Source organism: Yoonia sp. (assembly GCF_017854415.1).
GTDB lineage: Bacteria > Pseudomonadota > Alphaproteobacteria > Rhodobacterales > Rhodobacteraceae > Yoonia.
In genome coordinates, this window is sequence record NZ_JAFMHR010000071.1 from 1 (window position 1) to 16,222 (window position 16,222).

Below are 16,222 nucleotides of genomic sequence, written 5' to 3' on the forward strand. Positions count from 1 at the left end.
CGGTGATCGACGTCGCCCATATCGCCAGTTCCGTGGTGCACATGGCGCAGCTACCACTTGATGCGAACGTGCAATTTATGACCGTGATGGCAACGAACATGCCCTTCATCGGAAGGGGCTAAGCCATGCAAATGAAAGACCAAGTCGCCGTCGTCACCGGAGCTGCACAGGGCATTGGCCTCGCCGTTTCAACACTCCTAGCCGCGCGCGGTGTACGTGTCGCGGGCTGGGACATTGACCCGACGCACGCGACCGCATTGGCGGGCCTGCCAAAACCGGGCACGGCGATTTCTTGTGACATCACCGATCTTGCTTCGGTCGAAGCGGCACACGCGGCCACGTGCGAACAACTCGGCGTGCCGACGATCCTTGTGAATAGCGCAGGAATAGCGGGACCGAACGCGCCTGTTGAAACCTATGACGTCGACGCATGGCATCAAGTGATCGACATCAACTTGAACGGCACCTTTTACGTGAACCGCGTTTGCGTGCCAGGGATGAAGGCGCAGGGCTATGGCCGCATCCTGAACATCGCGTCCATCGCGGGCAAAGAGGGCAACCCGAACGCTTCTGCATACTCTGCGTCTAAGGCCGCGGTGATTGGCCTGACCAAATCGTTGGGCAAGGAATTGGCAGACATTGACATCGCGGTGAACTGCGTCACACCTGCCGCCGCTCGCACGCGTATCTTTGACCAGATGAGCGCGGAACACATCGACTATATGTTGTCGAAAATCCCGCGCGGCCGGTTCTTGGAAGTCAAAGAAGCCGCCGAAATGATCGTCTGGGCCGTGTCGCCTGAAAATAGCTTCACCACCGGCGCTGTGTTCGATCTGTCAGGGGGGCGCGCGACTTACTAAGCGCCCTTTGGCCAAACCGCTTGGGAAAAGACGCCGCCATCAACCCATAGGGTTTGACCTGTCACAAACGCCGCTTCGTCGGACGCCAGAAACAAAATTGGCCCGACCAAATCAGCAGGGGTGCCGACGCGGCGCAGTGGGGTCAGTTCGGCCCATTGATCGGCGTAGTCTTCGTCCTCGTCGTTGGTGCGGTCCGTCTCGATCGCGCCGGGTGCAACGCAGTTCACGCGAATGCCGTAGGCCCCAAGTTCAGCGGCTGACACCTTGGTAAACTGCTCGATCCCGCCCTTTGACGCCGTGTAGTCCACAAGGTTTGGAAACGCGAGTTTGTTGCAGCCAGATCCGAGGTTAATGATCGTCCCTTTGACCTCATCCGCAACCATCAAGCGGGCGGCGATCTGAGTGTTCAAGAAACAACCGCGCAGATTGGTGCGGATAACATTGTCCCAATCGCTTACCTTAAGGTCCAGTAGCGGGGACCACGTCTGGATGCCCGCATTGTTCACCAAAAGATCAGGCGCACGGCCAAAGTCTTTTGCAACAGACGCATAAAATTCTGCAACATCTGCTTCGGCACCAACATCGCATTGATACGCTTCGACCTCAAAACCCTGTTTCTTGAGGTTTTTCGCCAGCTCCTGCGCTGGTGTGGGCGATGACCTATAATTGAAAGCGACGCGATATCCAGCCTGTGCAAGCGCGCCGACCAAATGGTGCCCGATGCCGGTACTTCCGCCTGTGACGACTGCGATTTTCTGCATAGGAGAACTTTCTTGTTTTCGCGCGCGCTGTCCGAGACATTTACAGGGCGTGTTGTTGAGGCGGTTGTTAATTTCTTCGATGTCCTGATCTGACATCGAACGGAGCCAACGTCTACTTCGGGCGCGACAAAATCATTCTACTGCAACGAGAAAGGATCAAACGAAAGACCCTCAAAATGCGACGCTTGCATCACAGGCCGCGCGCCGCATAAAGTAGACAATCAGATGAGCCAAACTCTCTCTTAGTTTAAGATGCCTTTGGTTCCAAAAACCTTAACGAAGGACATATAAACCATCCTCGCAAAGCTGACTGTCTTTACCCATCCGCAGCTGCTTGTTGGGCGAGGAGCCTTCGCAGGCATCTATATGGGCGGCGTCTCCGAGGCGCTCCAACAATTGCAGAAAGTTGATATGAAATCGGTCCGTCAAAAGATCGACCGCATCTTGACGTCGTTTGCGACGATCACCAACCCGCTGATCCTGCTTTTGTCAGCCAGATACCGCTTTGGATCGCGATGAAAAATCGCCCTTTTGGAAGGACAGCACCATTACAGCCGCGGCAACCAACTCCGTCAAACTGGGACTAATCGGTGACAACATCATACAATCAAAGTCCCCGCGACTGCACCGCACGGCGGGGCAGCTGACAGGTCTTGACGTGACCTATGACCGGCTGATCCCGAAAGACATGGGGCTGTCGTTCGACGAGGTCTTTGAGCTGGCGCGCGCATCTGGCTTCCGCGGCATCAACATCACCTACCCCTACAAGGAGGTTGTGACATCGAAAGTGACTGTGTCTGACCCGCTTTTGCGTGGTATCGGAGCCGTCAATACGGTCGTGTTTGATTCTGATGGACCTAAAGGGTTCAACACCGACTATACCGGTTTCATGAATGCATACCGGTCGGTGCGCGGCACCGAGCAACTGGGAGTTGTCTGTCTGATTGGGACCGGCGGCGTTGGCAAAGCGGTTGCCTTTGGCCTGATTGGATTGGGCGCACAGGCGATCCATTGCGTCGATCTTGATCCCGCCAAAGCAGCCAGCCTTGCAGATACGCTGGTGGCACTCGGGTCGCAAACGCGGATCGAGGTGTTTGGGGATGCGGTTGCCGCCGTGGACGGTGCGGACGGGATCATCAATTGCACCCCTTTGGGAATGGTTGGAATCGGTGGATCGCCATTGCCTGATGATGCAATGCAAGGGGCCGCGTGGGTTTTTGACGCGGTCTATACGCCCGTCGACACGCAATTTTTGCAAGATGCACAGCGCGCAGGTCTCACTGTGATTTCAGGCTACGAGTTGTTTTTTGGTCAGGGGGTTGATGCTTGGAAAATCTTCACCGGCATCGAAATCGACCACGCCGCGCTCAGGATCGCTATTCAAGGACATCTTCCGAGCTAAGGACTTCCTGACATGGCCAGCTGAACCAGCTTTTTTTGAAATATTTGGTTTTGCAGATGTGGCTTTTCTTGTAGCCTTTTGACGTCGCCCGACAAACGTCCGACAATTAAATTAGTATTCAGGCGGTAGCATAAATGTCGACTGCAATATTTTGGTCGCAATCACTGCTCATGGCATCTGAAGGACTGCGCCAATAGCGCAACAAAGTATCTCGCGGCTGTCAGTCGGCTTGCGCCACCGCAGCCGGAGCTCTGTAACCTTCCTTTTTAACCATGAGCGCCCAGAAAATCCGCGCCAACTTGTTCGCCAGCGCCACCCGCACAAGCATCGGCGGCTTGCGCAAAAGCAACCCTCCCAGCCAAGTGCCCGATCCGGCCATTGGATGGACATGCCGCTTTATGATGACGCTGTTGGCACCGATAATCAGCAATCGTCGCAAAGATCGCTCTCCCATTTTCGTCGTCGCCCCGAGCCGCTGCTTGCCGCCTGTCGAATGTTGTCGCGGCACAAGCCCGAGCCGAGTTGCAAAATCGCGCCCTCTGCGGAAGGTCTCGGGAGGAGGCGCGAGGGCAACCAGAGCTGTGGCAATCATCGGTCCGATCCCCGGGATCGTCATCAGTCTGCGCGCCACCTCATTCTCTTTGGCACGCTGACTGATCTCGGCGTTGAGCTTGGCGATCTGATCGTCCAGGCGGATCTTCGTCTCGATCAGGATCAGCAATGTTGCCCGGGCTTCCTCGGGCAAGCCGCTTGCCGGATCCTCTATGATTGCACTCAGGCGTGCTAAGTTCGCTGCTCCCTGTGGTACCACCTCACTAAATTCTGTCAGGTGGCCGCGTAGCGCATTGATCGCTTGAGTGCCCTGTCGGATCTGTAACTCCCGGACCCGGAAAACCATGGCTGCGCCCTGCACATCTTCGCTCTTCACCGGAACGAAACGCATCGACGGGCGCACCGCAGCTTCACAAATAGCTTCAGCATCCGCTGCATCGTTTTTCTGGCGTTTAACGAAGGGCTTGACGTAAGCGGGCGGAATCAGTCGTACTTCGTGACCCAATTTACCAATCTCACGGCCCCAGAAATGGGCACCGCCGCACGCTTCCATCGCAACCAAGCATCGCGGAAGCTGGCTGAAAAACGCCAGAACCTGCGTTCGCCGTAACTTTTTGCGCAGAACCGCGCGGCCTCGGCCGTTAGCTCCATGCACCTGGAATACATTCTTCGCCAAACCGAGTCCGACTGTCACAATATCCGACACGACCGCTCTCCTTTTCGTGGATCATTGCAGACCCACCTTGGCACATCGTATGCCGCCGGGGGGCGGTTACATCATCAAAGCCGTGTGCTTGGTATCGGGCACTGGGACATCTGGGAGGGGCAAGAAATAATAGATCTAACTTCTAAAGATCAATTTTCCTTCACTGTTGCTCATTTTGAAATCACCGAATGCAAACTCTAAGTTTTCCTCAACCGAATTACATATAATTCGAGGCTAGCGACGCGTCGAATAGCTATCACTCTGTGCCAAGAACGCACGAATAAATGTTGAAGTTATGTTAGGGTATCAACAGGTTCAAAATAATTTGCATTTGTTGCTGTGATCCTTTCGATGGTCTCATCCAGCCGTGAGAGATGGAACATTCCGGCCTCGACAGCTTGGGTTCCATCATGCGCTTTTATAGCATCAGCAATCCGTTTGTGATCTTCCATAAGGTCTGGCAAGCGTTGTTCTTTGGACAAGCCCAGCCGGCACAAACGGTCAACTTTTGCTTTCTCCGACATTATCACATCGAACGCAAAATCGACGCCAGCAATTTCACAAAGCGTCTTGTGGAATTCATAATCCAGCGCACCAAACCCGTCTACATTGCGGTCTTGAATGGCATTTCTTTGGTCTTCGATCGCGGCGTTCATACGTGCCGCACCATTTGCATCGCAGCGCGCAGCAGCGCGACGCAAGACTTCCATTTCGATCGACGCACGTACAAACCGCGACTTTTCGATTTCGCGCATAGAAAACCTTTTGACCTCGGTGGCGCGCTGTGGGCGGATTAACAATAAATCGAGGTTAGCTAGTCTGCTAAACGCATCGCGCACGGGCTGGCGCGAAATGCCAAACCGTGTTGCCATGTCTGCTTCTGAAATCTTATCACCGGGACGTAGACCCAAGGTTGTGATTTGTTCATGAAGATAGTCATAAACCTCATCGACACTTGTTCTCCGATCAGTCGTTCGGACTGTGTTTCCCATGTGATCCTCTCCTTATAAGATGGTACCGAAATTTTTACGGGCTCGTCCCACAATAAAGGTTTCGCCACGAAGGCCTTGTTACGCTTGCTCTATAAGAGCGAACCGTAGTGAAAGACAGGCTCTCGGCCTGCTTTCCTGCAATTTTTAGCTGGTATGTATAATTTTTCACTAGTATTCTAGTCTTATATAATTCGAAGTAGGCTTGTTACGTTTGAATAGATCCATAAGTCCCCTGCGGAAATTGGCAAATGCTACAGCTCAATATCAAAATAGCCTTAGTGCAAATCAAGTTGGAGACTTAATATGAAGCTTAAAGGCAAAACGGCAATCATCACAGGCGGTGGCCGTGATATCGGCAGCGCAACTGCGATCAAACTCGCATCTGAGGGTGCCAATGTCGCGATCAACTATTTTGCCAGCTCTGATGGGGCAGATTCGACTGTGGCCGCAATCAAAGCTGCTGGTGGGAATGCGATTGCTGTTCAAGGCGATTTAAACAAGCAGACTGATGTTGATGCGTTGATCTCAAAAACATTGGACGCTTTTGGCAGTATCGACGTGCTAGTCAACAACGCTGGTGGGCTGATTGCGCGCAAAAAGATTGCCGATATGGAGCTTGAGCATTGGAATGCGGTTATGTCGTTGAACCTGACCAGCACATTCATGATGACCAAAGGCTGCCTTGCCCACATGAAAACCGGGACAATTGTGAACCTTGCCAGCCAAGCGGGTCGTGATGGTGGTGGCCCGGGTTCAACGGCGTATGCAGCCTCGAAAGGGGCCGTGATGACATTGACCCGCGGTTTGGCCAAAGAAATTGGACCTGATATTCGCGTCAACGCGTTATGCCCAGGTATGATTGACACCGATTTTCACAACATCCACACACCGGACGCAGGCCGTCGTGGCTTTGAAGCCAACGCACCTATGAAGCGCCAAGGCACTGTAGAGGATGCTGCAAATCTTGTGCTGTTCCTTGCGTGTGACGATAGTGCGTTCATCACGGGCACAAACATAGATCTTAACGGCGGAATGCTGTTCAGTTAATCGCAATCGAGAGGAAATGGCATGACGGATTTTCCCGTGATTTCAACAGGTGAAAACGTAACGAGACAGGTTCTTTCGGATCATCCTGAGATGATGGTCGTCGCTTTTCGGTTTGGAGCGGCAGGGGCCATTGGTGGGTTGCACAAGCATCCCCATGTGCAATCGACCTACGTTGAAAAAGGGCGCTTTCGCTTTACTCTAGGCGACGAGGAGCGTGTTGTTGGACCGGGTGATAGTTTTGTTATCCCAAGCGAGATGACCCATGGTTGTGTGTGTTTGGAGCCGGGCACATTGGTCGATTGTTTCACGCCACGCCGCGATGATTTTTTGTAGGTCGGTATTATGAAAATTCTCTCGATCGGGGAATGCATGGGGGAATTGTCGCCCCAAGATGAAGCCGGGACATTTCGGCTTCAATTTGCGGGCGATACGTTCAATACCGCGTGGTATTTGAAACGGTTCAATGGCGATATCGACGTGTCGTTTTTGACAGGTTTGGGCACTGATGCGATATCTGAGAAATTGCGCGACGCGATCAGTGACGCGAATATCAGCGCCGCGCATGTTGTTGATGTGCCTGACAGAACGGTTGGTTTATACCTGATTTCACTTGAGAACGGGGAACGCAGTTTTTCTTATTGGCGTGGGCAATCTGCGGCTCGGCGTCTTGCGTCCGATCCAAACGCTTTGAAACATGCGATTGAAGATCATGATCTGATTTATTTTTCTGGCATCACATTGGCGATCTTGGATGCAGACGGGCGTGACACCCTTCTTTGTGCGTTGCGCGCAGGTCGTGCTGATGGAAAGACCATCGCGTTTGATCCAAATTTGCGGCTCCGCCTCTGGGACGACACTGACACGATGTTACAAGTCATCATGGCCGGGGCAGCGGTGTCCGATGTTGTTCTTCCGTCGTTCGAGGATGAAGCTACGTGGTTTAAAGATGCTGACCCGAAAGCAACGGCTGATCGATATCTTGCTGCGGGCGCCAGCACGGTTGTTGTGAAAAACGGATCTGATGACATTTATTACGTCAGTCCTGATGGCGAGGGCACGCATGTGGTGCCACCCGTTGCCAATGTCATCGACACAACTGCGGCCGGCGATAGCTTTAATGCGGTCATTCTTGCTGGCTTGGGGGAAGGTACGTCCTTGCAAGATGATATTGCAGAAGCCTGTAAATTGTCCGGAGCAGTGGTCCAAGCCCGTGGGGCACTGGTGTCTGTCACGTCAAATTAAGGGAACAGCCTCAGATGCCAAATCCTGAAACCGCAGAAAACATCACGCTAGGGGCTGACACGCTCCAGCTTTTGAAAGGGGCCAGCACGGCGACAATCGCAACGCTGCTTTACAAACGCGGCTATCAAAATGCCTATGTTCAGGGTGTCGCGCCCCTTGGCGCGGGTACGGTGCAGATGGTCGGCCCTGCTTATACCCTGCGCTATATTCCCGCCCGCCCTGACACTGATCCGATTGTCGCGTTCCGCGAACCGGATCACCCGCAACGTGTCGCGATTGAGGAATGTCCCGAAGGCGCTGTCTTGGTGATGGATTGTCGCGGCGATGCGTCAGCCGCGTCCGCAGGATCAATTCTTCTCACTCGCTTGCAAGTACGCGGCGGCGCGGGTGTCGTCTTGGACGGCGGAATTCGAGATGCGGCGGGGGCAGCCGCGCTCAAGATGCCCGTCTTTGCGGCCAAGCCTTCGGCACCCACAAACCTGACCAAACATCACGCCGTTGATATCGGACTGCCCATCGCCTGTGGCGGCGTCGCGGTTTATCCAGGCGATATCGTGCTTGGGGATGGTGACGGCGTGATGATCATTCCACGCCACCTCGCGGATGAATTGGCACAGGAAAGTGTTGAGATGGAGCTATTTGAAGAGTTCGTCTTGCAAGAGGTTCTAAACGGGGTGTCCATCCGTGGCCTTTACCCGCCAACCGATCCAGAAACATCAACCCGCTTCGCCGCATGGCGCACGGGCAATAAGGATTAATAACATGCGTGAGACATGGCGTTGGTTTGGTGAATTTGACCCGATCCCCTTGGATCAGGTGGCACAGACGGGTGCGCAAGGAATCGTCAGCGCGCTGCACGCAGTTCCATATGGTGAGGTCTGGCCGCGCGATGCAATTTTTAAGCGTCACAGCGAGATTTCGGCGGCTGGATTTACCTGGGACGTTGTGGAAAGCCTGCCTGTGCATGAAGATATCAAGCGCGGCAGTGGTGATCTGAGCACGCTGTTCGCCAACTACCGCCAATCCCTTGCCAATCTTGCCGCCGAGGGCATCAAAACGGTTTGCTATAATTTCATGCCAATCCTAGATTGGACGCGCACAGACCTTGCCGCGCCAATGGCTCGCGGTGGCACCTGTTTGCATTTCTCAGCGGCAAGAATGGCCGCCTTTGAGGTTCATATACTCGGGCACGAGGCGGCGCGCGGTGAATATCATTCAGACGCAATTGCTGCGGGGGACGCTTGGTTTGCACAATCAAGCGAGGCTAAGCGCGCAAAACTGTTACATGCAATTATGTCCGGCCTGCCCGGCGCCTATGATCGCTACGACGTCAACGGTTTGCGCGATGTTTTGAAAACCTATGACGGGCTTACACATGCTGATTTGAGGACCAACCTTACGCGCTTCCTGAAAGAGGTCATACCGACGGCCGCAGACCTTGGGATTAATATGTGTATCCATCCCGATGATCCGCCGCGCGATATTTTGGGCTTGCCGCGCATCGTGTCCAACCAAGAGGACATTCGCCTGATCTTGCAAGCGGTTGATGAGGGTGCGAATGGTCTGACGCTTTGTACTGGTTCGCTCGGCTCGGGTGCAGGAAATGACCTGCCCGCGATTGCGCGCGCCTGTGCGGATCGAATCCATTTCGTGCATTTGCGCAATGTAACCAAGTCAGTGGATGGATCATTTAGTGAAGCGGCCCATTTGAACGGCGATGTTGATCTTGTCGCGGTGATTAACGAACTTCTCGAAGTGGAAAGCCGTCGCGATGTTGATCTGCCGTTTCGCGCCGATCACGGGCATGCGTTGTTGAGCGATGCACAAACACAAACCCAGCCGGGCTACACGTTGATCGGTCGTTTGCGCGGTTTGGCGGAACTTCGCGGCGTTATCTGCGCGCTCAGTTGATATCTGCGCTAACGCAAGATCGCAGATAAAATTTCCCACAGATTTTCCGAATACTCTGGTATACTAGTCTTTAATGCCTTAGCCTCTTGAGTTGAAACAAGACATTCGCTCAGGAGCAAAGACATGGAAAATCCCGTTATCGGTTTCATCGGACTCGGCCTTATGGGCGGTAATATGGTGGAATGCCTGCAAAAAAACGGGTTTGAACCAGTCGTCATGGGGCGCAAGAAAGATGTGCTTGAGACGGTTGTTGCGCGCGGCGCGAAAGTTGCGACATCGCCCAAGGACATGGCCGAGCAATGCGACATTATCATGCTTTGCGTTACGACATCGGACGTTGTCGAGGGTCTGATCTACGGTGATGACGGCATTCTTGCAGGGATCAAATCTGGCGCGGTTGTGATTGATTTTGGCACATCTATCCCAACCTCAACCCAGAAAATCGGGGCTGATCTTGCCGCAAAGGGCGCAGGCATGATTGATGCGCCGCTTGGCCGAACACCGGCGCACGCAAAGGATGGTCTGCTCAACATCATGGCGGCGGGTGACAAAGATACGTTTGAGACGGTTAAACCAACGCTCGACATACTTGGCGAAAATATCTTCTACCTCGGTGCGCTGGGTGCGGGACATACGACAAAGCTGATCAACAACTTCATGGGCATGACCACCGTCAGCGCCATGAGCCAAGCCTTCGCCGTTGCAGATCGCGCAGGGATAGATCGCCAGCAACTCTTTGATATTATGTCAACGGGGCCGTCCAATTCACCGTTCATGGGGTTTTGCAAGAAATACGCCGTCGATGATGTCAGCGATCTGGGTTTTTCCATCGCCAATGCGAACAAAGATCTCGGTTATTTCCTTAAGATGGTCGCGGACATGGGCACGCGTTCCGAAATCGCTGAGGGCACATCGCATAACCTTCAAGCGGCTGTTGATGCGGGTTTGAGCCAAGGCAACGTGCCTGAAATCTTTGATTACTTCATGACGCTCAAGAGCTGAGCACATCGCTAAAGACAGCGGAGCACGACCCTTCAGTGCTACGCATCAAACGCTTGCACGCCAGCCTGTGCAACGACCAAGTCTTGCGCGGGGGTGCCTGAGCTTACGCCAATCCCGCCAATTACCTCGTCGCCCGCAAAAATCGGCACTCCACCCGCGATGACCACCATTCTGCCACCTACCGTTGAGGTCAGACCGTAAACCGGATTGCCCGGCATGCTTGCTTCGGCAAGGTCATGCGTCGGCTTGCGCGTTCCTGATGCGGTGTAGCTTTTATCGATGGCCAGTGTGATGCTTGGGATCTTACTGCCATCCATCCGCAGGAAGGCGAGCAAATTACAGCTTTCGTCAGTTATAGCGATGCACATTGCAACGCCTAGCTCCTCGGCTTTGAGTCGTGCGCCTTCTAAGATTCGGGTGGCATCGGCACTGTCGAGCCTTTGAAGTGAGAACATCAGATCATTCCTGTCATAGGGCATTGCTAAGAAGCTAAGGCGCAATAAAGGCGCGTCTTGCGTATAATTCATACTAGATAACCATCTGGTATCCTAGTAGCATAGATAAAGAATTTCACGACGCCCGTGTTCTCATTCCACACAAGCAGGAGCCAGAAATGCCAACGCCCAAACCCATCCCCGGTAGTATCTTGAAACCCATGACGTTTCCAACGGTTGACGGCGGTCAGATGACTGTTGGGGGCCATAAGGACAACTGGACGCTTCTTGTTGTTTACCGTGGCAAGCACTGCCCACGCTGCAAGAAATACCTCAACATTCTGAACGAGATGCGGTCCGATTGGGCTGATGCTGGTTTCGATATTGCCGTGGTTTCAGCAGATTCCCAAGAAAAAGCGCAAGCTGATCAAGCAGAATTCGGTTGGGGTTTCGATCTGGGCTATGATCTGAGCGAAGTCCAAATGGCCACATTAGGTGTTTACGTGACCGAGCCGATGTCACCCGAAGAAACAGATCGCCGCTTTGCCGAACCTGGCATATTTGTCTTGCGCGCAGATGGCAGCCAGATCGTCGTTGCGATCTCCAATGGCCCAGCCGTCCGTCCTGAGCTTGCCGAGTTGCTGGATGGTATGATTTTCAACAAAACCAAAGACCGCCCGCACCGTGGCACTGTATGAAACAACAGGCTTGATTGACTTTGGTTCTTACTTATAATACTAGTATACTTGTTTCTAAGATCGACCGATTCACCAACCTTGTCGGTCAAAAAAACTACAATATATCTGGGAGGATATTATGACCCTTAATGTCACAATGCGCAGCGCTCTTATTGGTAGCTGCATGGCGCTTGCCGCGTCAGCGGTTTCCGCAGCAGAGCTTCGCGGCTGGAACATCCACGTTGAAGACTATCCAGTCTCTATTGCGATGGAATCATTTGCGGATGCTATTTCAGCGGCCACAAACGGCGAACTGACAGCGAAAACATTCCACAACGGCGTTCTCGGCAGCCAGCCAGACGCGATTGAACAGCTTCGCCTTGGTGTCATCGACTTTGGTGAATTCAGCCTTGGCCCGTTCGGCACGTCCGTTCCAGAAGCCAACGTTGTGTCCTTGCCATTTATCTTTGGTAGCATTCCTGAGATGTATAAGTTGATGGACGGCGCAGTTGGCGACGCTATTGGCGAAGGCATGATCAAACGCGGTGTTGTTCCACTTGGTTGGTACGATGCTGGTGCACGTTCTTTCTACAATTCAGTTCGTCCGATCAACACGCCTGCTGATGTAACCGGCCTGAAGATCCGCGTTATGAACAATGACCTGTTTGTTGACATGGTTGCATCCATGGACGGCAACGCGACACCAATGGCATTCGCTGAAGTTTATCAGTCAATCCAAACCGGTGTTGTCGATGGCGCAGAGAACAACCCACCGTCCTACGAGTCCACAAGCCACTTTGAAGTTGCTAAGTTTTACTCACTTACAGAGCACCTGATCATCCCTGAATGCCTGTGCATGAGCAAAATTTCTTGGGACAAGTTGACACCAGAGCAGCAGGACATCGTGATGAAAGCCGGTCGTGATAGCGCCGAATTGCAGCGTGAACTGTGGCAGGCACGTGAAGCAGCCAGCATGAAAATCGTCCAAGACGGCGGTACAATTGTGAACCAGATCGCAGACAAAGGCCCATTCCAAGAAGCAATGGCCCCTGTTTACGACAAGTTCCTGGCGGCGAACCCTGATTTGGCTGGATTGGTCGAGATGATCCGCAACGGCGGTTAATCGACCTGCAAATCTGAACGGCCCGCGATCATCGCATCGTGGGCCGTTTACCCTTTTTCCATTGGTTTATCGCGAGGCAGAAATGACTGAACGCAAGTCACTTATAGCCTACACCGAAAAGGTGCTTGGCATTATCCAATGGATCAGCATGTTCACAGCCTCGCTCGCACTTGTTGTGCTCGTCGTGACCTTCGGGTGGCTGGTGTTCGGACGTTACGTTTTGAACTTCACCCCGACATGGGTAGAGCAGCTCGCGCTTTTGTTAGTTTGCTACATCGCATTTCTAGGTGCAGCGTCTGGCGTTAAAGACGACACGCATCTTGGCGTCTCCCTGTTTCGGGATATGATGCCAACGCGAGTGCAGAAAATAATAATGGTCATGATTGATTTTATTCTCGCCGCTTTTGGCGGTGTGATGTGCTACGCGGGCATCCAGTTGATGCGCTTTGGCTGGGATTCATTCCTGCCGATGCTCAACATTCCAGAGAGCTTCCGAACACTTGCGATCACACTGTGTGGCGCACTGATTGTGCTGAACGCAGGCGCACGCGGTATCATCCGACTAATGACCTTTTCGCAGTGGCTCCCGACGCCAGAATTTCAGGAGTCCTGACATGGGCCTGGCTATCCTCATGCTCGTTTTCGCAGTGGGCGTTGTGATCGGTATTCCTGTTGCCTTTGCCATGGGCCTCGCCGCTGCTTCTGCCTTTTGGTTCGAAGGCTTTCCAATGCTGATCACCTTCCAGCGTGCGACTGCTGGTGTGTCTGTCTTTTCGTTGCTCGCGATCCCCTTCTTTGTTTTGGCGGGGGAAATCATGCTCCATGGCGGCATTGCGGTGCGGCTCGTCAAACTTGCCTCCGCCTTGGTGGGTCACCTCAAGGGCGGCCTTGCGATGGTGAACATTTTTTCGTCTATGTTGTTTGGTGGCATCTCCGGCTCTGCGGTTGCAGATATCTCCGCGCTTGGGTCCATCCTTGTTCCTGTGATGAAGGAACGCGGCTATCGCCCTGATTTCGCGGTGAACGTCACTGTCACCTCCTCCATCGCCGGTATCGTCATTCCACCCAGCCACAACATGATCATCTTCGCGGTGGCGGCAGGCGGCGGTATTTCGGTGTCTGGCCTGTTCTTGGCTGGGGTCATTCCGGGCATGTTGATGTGTCTCAGTCTCGCGATTGCGGCCTATATCCTTTCTGTCAAACATAACTACCCGTCCGAGCCGTTCCCCGGTTGGAAGCAAGTGGGCCGCACGGCTGGCGATGCTATTCCCGGTTTTCTGACTGCCGTTATCATTGTTGGCGGGACGCTATCCGGCGTCTTTACCGTCACTGAATCCGGTGCCTTTGGCGCGATCTATGCGATCCTGCTAACCACGTTCTTCTATCGCAGCCTGACGTGGAAATCCTTCATCACGGCAATCACCGGCACTGTGCGCACAACATCCATGGTGATGATCCTCATCGCCTTCGCGAGCTCGTTCGCCTACCTGTTGGCGCTATACCAAGTTCCGGCCCGCCTTAGCGATGCGCTGGTCACGATCTCTGACAATCCTATCATCATTTTGCTAATGATTAACGTCATTCTGCTGATCCTCGGGATGATCATGGACATGGCCGCGCTGATCCTGATCTGTACGCCGATTTTCTTGCCGATTGCCAAAGGCCTTGGCATGGATCCAACGCAATTTGGTATCATGATGCTGATGAACCTTGGACTTGGCCTGTGTACGCCGCCTGTCGGCACGTGCTTGTTCGTTGGTTGTGCAGTTGGCAAGATCAAGATTGAAGAAGCGCTGAAATCCATTTGGCCCTTCTATCTGGCTATCTTGGGTGCGCTGATCTTGGTGACGTATGTTCCTGCTGTATCGCTTTGGCTTCCATCCCTATTTTAAAGGGTGAGGTCAGAGGCCCTGCCGCTACATCACTGCGCCAAGCTGCCAAGGGACGAATTCGTGGTCGCCAAGTCCCAAGGTTTCGCTCTTGGTCGCGCGGCCTGAGGCTGTCTCGATAATATAGTCAAGAATCTGCGCGCCTTTTTGTGCAAGGGGCACTCCATTGGTGGCGATGTCACCGCAGTTGATATCCATATCATCGGGCATTTTCGCTAATAGTTGATCGTTTGTGGCGAGTTTGATTGTCGGTGCGGGCTTGGACCCAAATGCCGATCCACGCCCTGTTGTGAACACAACGATCTGTGCACCACCTGCGATCTGGCCTGTCACAGACACCGGATCATATCCGGGCGTATCCATGAAAATCAGCCCTGCTTTGCGCGGCTTCTGGCCATAGGCCACGACCTCATTCAAGGAAGTTGAACCGGATTTTGCAACGGCGCCGAGAGATTTTTCCAAAATCGTCGCCAAGCCGCCCGCCTTGTTGCCCGGGGTCGGGTTATTGTCCAACGAGCCACCATGCATGGAAGTGTAGTCTTCCCACCATCGAAGTTGAGCAACGAGTTTGGCACCCGTTTCCACATTATTAACCCGATCAAGCAACTGTTGCTCCGCCCCGTATATTTCAGGCGTTTCAGCCAGAATGACGCGACCGCCGTGGCCGACCTCAAGATCGCTTGCGACGCCCAATGCTGGGTTGGCGGTGATGCCAGAATAGCCGTCCGAGCCACCACATTGCAGCGCAACGTTCAAGGCACTTAAGGGCTGGGCTGTGCGTTTGGCATTGTTAACCTCTGGCAGAATGTCTTTGATCGTGGCCGTGGTTCCGCCGGTGTCTTGAATGGTTAGTCCATAAAACTGTTGATGCTTTCCAATCTCAAATTTCAGTTTCATTCGGGCGACTTGCATAACCTCGCAGCCAAGGCCGGCGAAGACGGCCGCGCCGATGTTGGATGGGTTGCATAGCCCCAAAGAACCCTCTCAAGTACCTGCGCGCCGCGCCCGCTTGTATCCATTCCACATCCGCTGCCGTGGGCCAGCGCGACTATGCCATCAACGTTTGGGTAAGCGTCAAGCATGCCTGAGGTTGCGGCGATGTCTGCGGCTTTGCGGATCACGGTGGCAGAGCAGTTCACCGTCGCGATCAAAGCGATCATATTGCGCGTCCCAACTTGCCCGTCTGCGCGCGCGTAACCGTCAAACGTGCGTGGTTTCACCTTGGGGATAGCGGCCTGTGCAGATGCAAGATGTTGACCATGCTCTGCGCTATGGGGATGCGCCCCAAAGGCACAATTGTGCGAATGCACATGCTCACCAAGGGCAATACCTTGGGTTGCGAAGCCGATGACATAACCGAATTTATAGATCGCATCGCCTTTGGCGATATGTTGGCGCCCAATCTTGTGGCCACGCAAGACAGAGCGGACCAAAGGCACACCGTTTGGCACAACGATCGCGCCCGTGTCTGCCTGTTCAGTCAAAACCACGACATTGTCCTGATCGTTTAGAACCAAGTGTTTCATTGGACGAGAACCGCCCGCACCGCACGTTTGGTTCCTGAATCAGAAAGGCTCACATAAGCTTTTGTTACGAGATCTCTAAAGTGAGCGTCATTGGTCAA

Annotated in this window: 16 protein-coding genes and 3 pseudogenes; 13 read left to right on the forward strand and 6 right to left on the reverse strand. The window is 53.6% G+C overall.

Going from position 1 to position 16,222, the window contains the following annotated elements; translation table 11 throughout:
- Together QZ197_RS09440 and QZ197_RS09445 are read left to right on the forward strand one after the other, a co-directional pair.
- Window positions 1-122, forward strand: a pseudogene (locus QZ197_RS09440) (3-oxoacyl-ACP reductase); the annotation flags it as partial.
- 3 nt (window positions 123-125) lie between these two features.
- Window positions 126-860: an SDR family NAD(P)-dependent oxidoreductase gene (locus QZ197_RS09445; RefSeq protein ID WP_296431659.1), complete on the forward strand. Its 735-nt coding sequence runs from the start codon at window positions 126-128 to the stop codon at window positions 858-860.
- Here the strand turns inward: QZ197_RS09445 and QZ197_RS09450 are convergent.
- Complete coding sequence (locus tag QZ197_RS09450; RefSeq protein ID WP_296431660.1) at window positions 857-1,621, reverse strand: SDR family oxidoreductase; 765 nt, start codon at window positions 1,619-1,621, stop codon at window positions 857-859. The genes QZ197_RS09445 and QZ197_RS09450 overlap by 4 nt on opposite strands.
- Before the next feature lie 547 nt (window positions 1,622-2,168).
- On the opposite strand from QZ197_RS09450, the gene QZ197_RS09455 reads away from it, so the two are divergent.
- Entirely contained in the window at window positions 2,169-3,023 is an 855-nt protein-coding gene (locus tag QZ197_RS09455) for a shikimate dehydrogenase (protein WP_296431672.1), read from the forward strand.
- 220 nt (window positions 3,024-3,243) lie between these two features.
- Here the strand turns inward: QZ197_RS09455 and QZ197_RS09460 are convergent, their stop codons facing one another.
- Entirely contained in the window at window positions 3,244-4,281 is a 1,038-nt protein-coding gene (locus QZ197_RS09460; protein WP_296431661.1) for an IS110 family transposase, read from the reverse strand.
- A gap of 293 nt (window positions 4,282-4,574) precedes the next feature.
- Entirely contained in the window at window positions 4,575-5,273 is a 699-nt protein-coding gene (locus QZ197_RS09465; protein WP_296431662.1) for a GntR family transcriptional regulator, read from the reverse strand.
- A 303-nt stretch (window positions 5,274-5,576) separates the two neighbouring features.
- Here QZ197_RS09465 and QZ197_RS09470 point away from each other — a divergent pair, with 303 nt between their 5' ends.
- From QZ197_RS09470 to QZ197_RS16115, 6 genes and pseudogenes are all read left to right on the forward strand, one after another.
- On the forward strand, window positions 5,577-6,320 hold the full coding sequence (locus tag QZ197_RS09470; RefSeq protein ID WP_296431663.1) for a glucose 1-dehydrogenase: 744 nt from the start codon (window positions 5,577-5,579) through the stop codon (window positions 6,318-6,320).
- 21 nt (window positions 6,321-6,341) lie between these two features.
- A complete protein-coding gene (locus QZ197_RS09475) occupies window positions 6,342-6,653 on the forward strand; it encodes a cupin domain-containing protein (RefSeq protein ID WP_296431664.1) in 312 nt (103 codons plus the stop codon).
- Between the two features lie 9 nt (window positions 6,654-6,662).
- Complete coding sequence (locus QZ197_RS09480; RefSeq protein ID WP_296431665.1) at window positions 6,663-7,562, forward strand: sugar kinase; 900 nt, start codon at window positions 6,663-6,665, stop codon at window positions 7,560-7,562.
- A gap of 14 nt (window positions 7,563-7,576) precedes the next feature.
- Entirely contained in the window at window positions 7,577-8,320 is a 744-nt protein-coding gene (locus tag QZ197_RS09485) for a ribonuclease activity regulator RraA (RefSeq protein WP_296431666.1), read from the forward strand.
- Window positions 8,321-8,324: 4 nt separating this feature from the next.
- The gene (uxuA, locus tag QZ197_RS09490) at window positions 8,325-9,473 is read left to right on the forward strand and encodes a mannonate dehydratase (protein ID WP_296431667.1); all 1,149 of its coding nucleotides are present in this window, start codon (window positions 8,325-8,327) and stop codon (window positions 9,471-9,473) included.
- A gap of 111 nt (window positions 9,474-9,584) precedes the next feature.
- Window positions 9,585-10,475 (forward strand): annotated as a pseudogene (locus QZ197_RS16115) (NAD(P)-dependent oxidoreductase); the annotation flags it as partial.
- A gap of 38 nt (window positions 10,476-10,513) precedes the next feature.
- Here the strand turns inward: QZ197_RS16115 and QZ197_RS09505 are convergent.
- Window positions 10,514-10,930, reverse strand: coding sequence for a heme-binding protein (locus tag QZ197_RS09505; RefSeq protein ID WP_296431674.1), 417 nt, complete (start codon window positions 10,928-10,930; stop codon window positions 10,514-10,516).
- Between the two features lie 158 nt (window positions 10,931-11,088).
- Between QZ197_RS09505 and QZ197_RS09510 the strand changes: the two genes are divergently transcribed.
- From QZ197_RS09510 to QZ197_RS09525, 4 genes are all read left to right on the forward strand, one after another.
- Window positions 11,089-11,607 (forward strand): redoxin domain-containing protein, encoded by a 519-nt coding sequence (locus QZ197_RS09510; RefSeq protein WP_296431668.1) that lies wholly within the window; start codon window positions 11,089-11,091, stop codon window positions 11,605-11,607.
- Between the two features lie 118 nt (window positions 11,608-11,725).
- Window positions 11,726-12,709 carry a TRAP transporter substrate-binding protein gene (locus tag QZ197_RS09515; protein WP_296431669.1) on the forward strand — a complete coding sequence of 328 codons (984 nt, stop codon included), beginning with the start codon at window positions 11,726-11,728 and terminating at the stop codon, window positions 12,707-12,709.
- Between the two features lie 82 nt (window positions 12,710-12,791).
- Window positions 12,792-13,322 carry a TRAP transporter small permease gene (locus QZ197_RS09520; protein ID WP_296431670.1) on the forward strand — a complete coding sequence of 177 codons (531 nt, stop codon included), beginning with the start codon at window positions 12,792-12,794 and terminating at the stop codon, window positions 13,320-13,322.
- A 1-nt stretch (window position 13,323) separates the two neighbouring features.
- Window positions 13,324-14,601, forward strand: coding sequence for a TRAP transporter large permease (locus QZ197_RS09525; protein WP_296431671.1), 1,278 nt, complete (start codon window positions 13,324-13,326; stop codon window positions 14,599-14,601).
- Window positions 14,602-14,625: 24 nt separating this feature from the next.
- On the opposite strand, the gene QZ197_RS16120 is transcribed toward QZ197_RS09525, so the two are convergent.
- Together QZ197_RS16120 and QZ197_RS16125 are read right to left on the reverse strand one after the other, a co-directional pair.
- Window positions 14,626-15,354, reverse strand: coding sequence for a UxaA family hydrolase (locus QZ197_RS16120; protein WP_363157888.1), 729 nt, complete (start codon window positions 15,352-15,354; stop codon window positions 14,626-14,628).
- Between the two features lie 90 nt (window positions 15,355-15,444).
- Window positions 15,445-16,124 (reverse strand): annotated as a pseudogene (locus tag QZ197_RS16125) (UxaA family hydrolase); the annotation flags it as partial.
- Window positions 16,125-16,222: the final 98 nt, after the last annotated feature.

Bases quoted from the DNA above. Each gene is read 5' to 3' on its own strand.
- QZ197_RS09445 (WP_296431659.1), top strand. From the start codon at position 126: ATGCAAATGAAAGACCAAGTCGCCGTCGTCACCGGAGCTGCACAGGGC.
- QZ197_RS09450 (WP_296431660.1), bottom strand. From the start codon at position 1,621: ATGCAGAAAATCGCAGTCGTCACAGGCGGAAGTACCGGCATCGGGCAC.
- QZ197_RS09465 (WP_296431662.1), bottom strand. From the start codon at position 5,273: ATGGGAAACACAGTCCGAACGACTGATCGGAGAACAAGTGTCGATGAG.
- QZ197_RS09470 (WP_296431663.1), top strand. From the start codon at position 5,577: ATGAAGCTTAAAGGCAAAACGGCAATCATCACAGGCGGTGGCCGTGAT.
- QZ197_RS09475 (WP_296431664.1), top strand. From the start codon at position 6,342: ATGACGGATTTTCCCGTGATTTCAACAGGTGAAAACGTAACGAGACAG.
- QZ197_RS09480 (WP_296431665.1), top strand. From the start codon at position 6,663: ATGAAAATTCTCTCGATCGGGGAATGCATGGGGGAATTGTCGCCCCAA.
- QZ197_RS09485 (WP_296431666.1), top strand. From the start codon at position 7,577: ATGCCAAATCCTGAAACCGCAGAAAACATCACGCTAGGGGCTGACACG.
- uxuA (WP_296431667.1), top strand. From the start codon at position 8,325: ATGCGTGAGACATGGCGTTGGTTTGGTGAATTTGACCCGATCCCCTTG.
- QZ197_RS09505 (WP_296431674.1), bottom strand. From the start codon at position 10,930: ATGTTCTCACTTCAAAGGCTCGACAGTGCCGATGCCACCCGAATCTTA.
- QZ197_RS09510 (WP_296431668.1), top strand. From the start codon at position 11,089: ATGCCAACGCCCAAACCCATCCCCGGTAGTATCTTGAAACCCATGACG.
- QZ197_RS09515 (WP_296431669.1), top strand. From the start codon at position 11,726: ATGACCCTTAATGTCACAATGCGCAGCGCTCTTATTGGTAGCTGCATG.
- QZ197_RS09520 (WP_296431670.1), top strand. From the start codon at position 12,792: ATGACTGAACGCAAGTCACTTATAGCCTACACCGAAAAGGTGCTTGGC.
- QZ197_RS09525 (WP_296431671.1), top strand. From the start codon at position 13,324: ATGGGCCTGGCTATCCTCATGCTCGTTTTCGCAGTGGGCGTTGTGATC.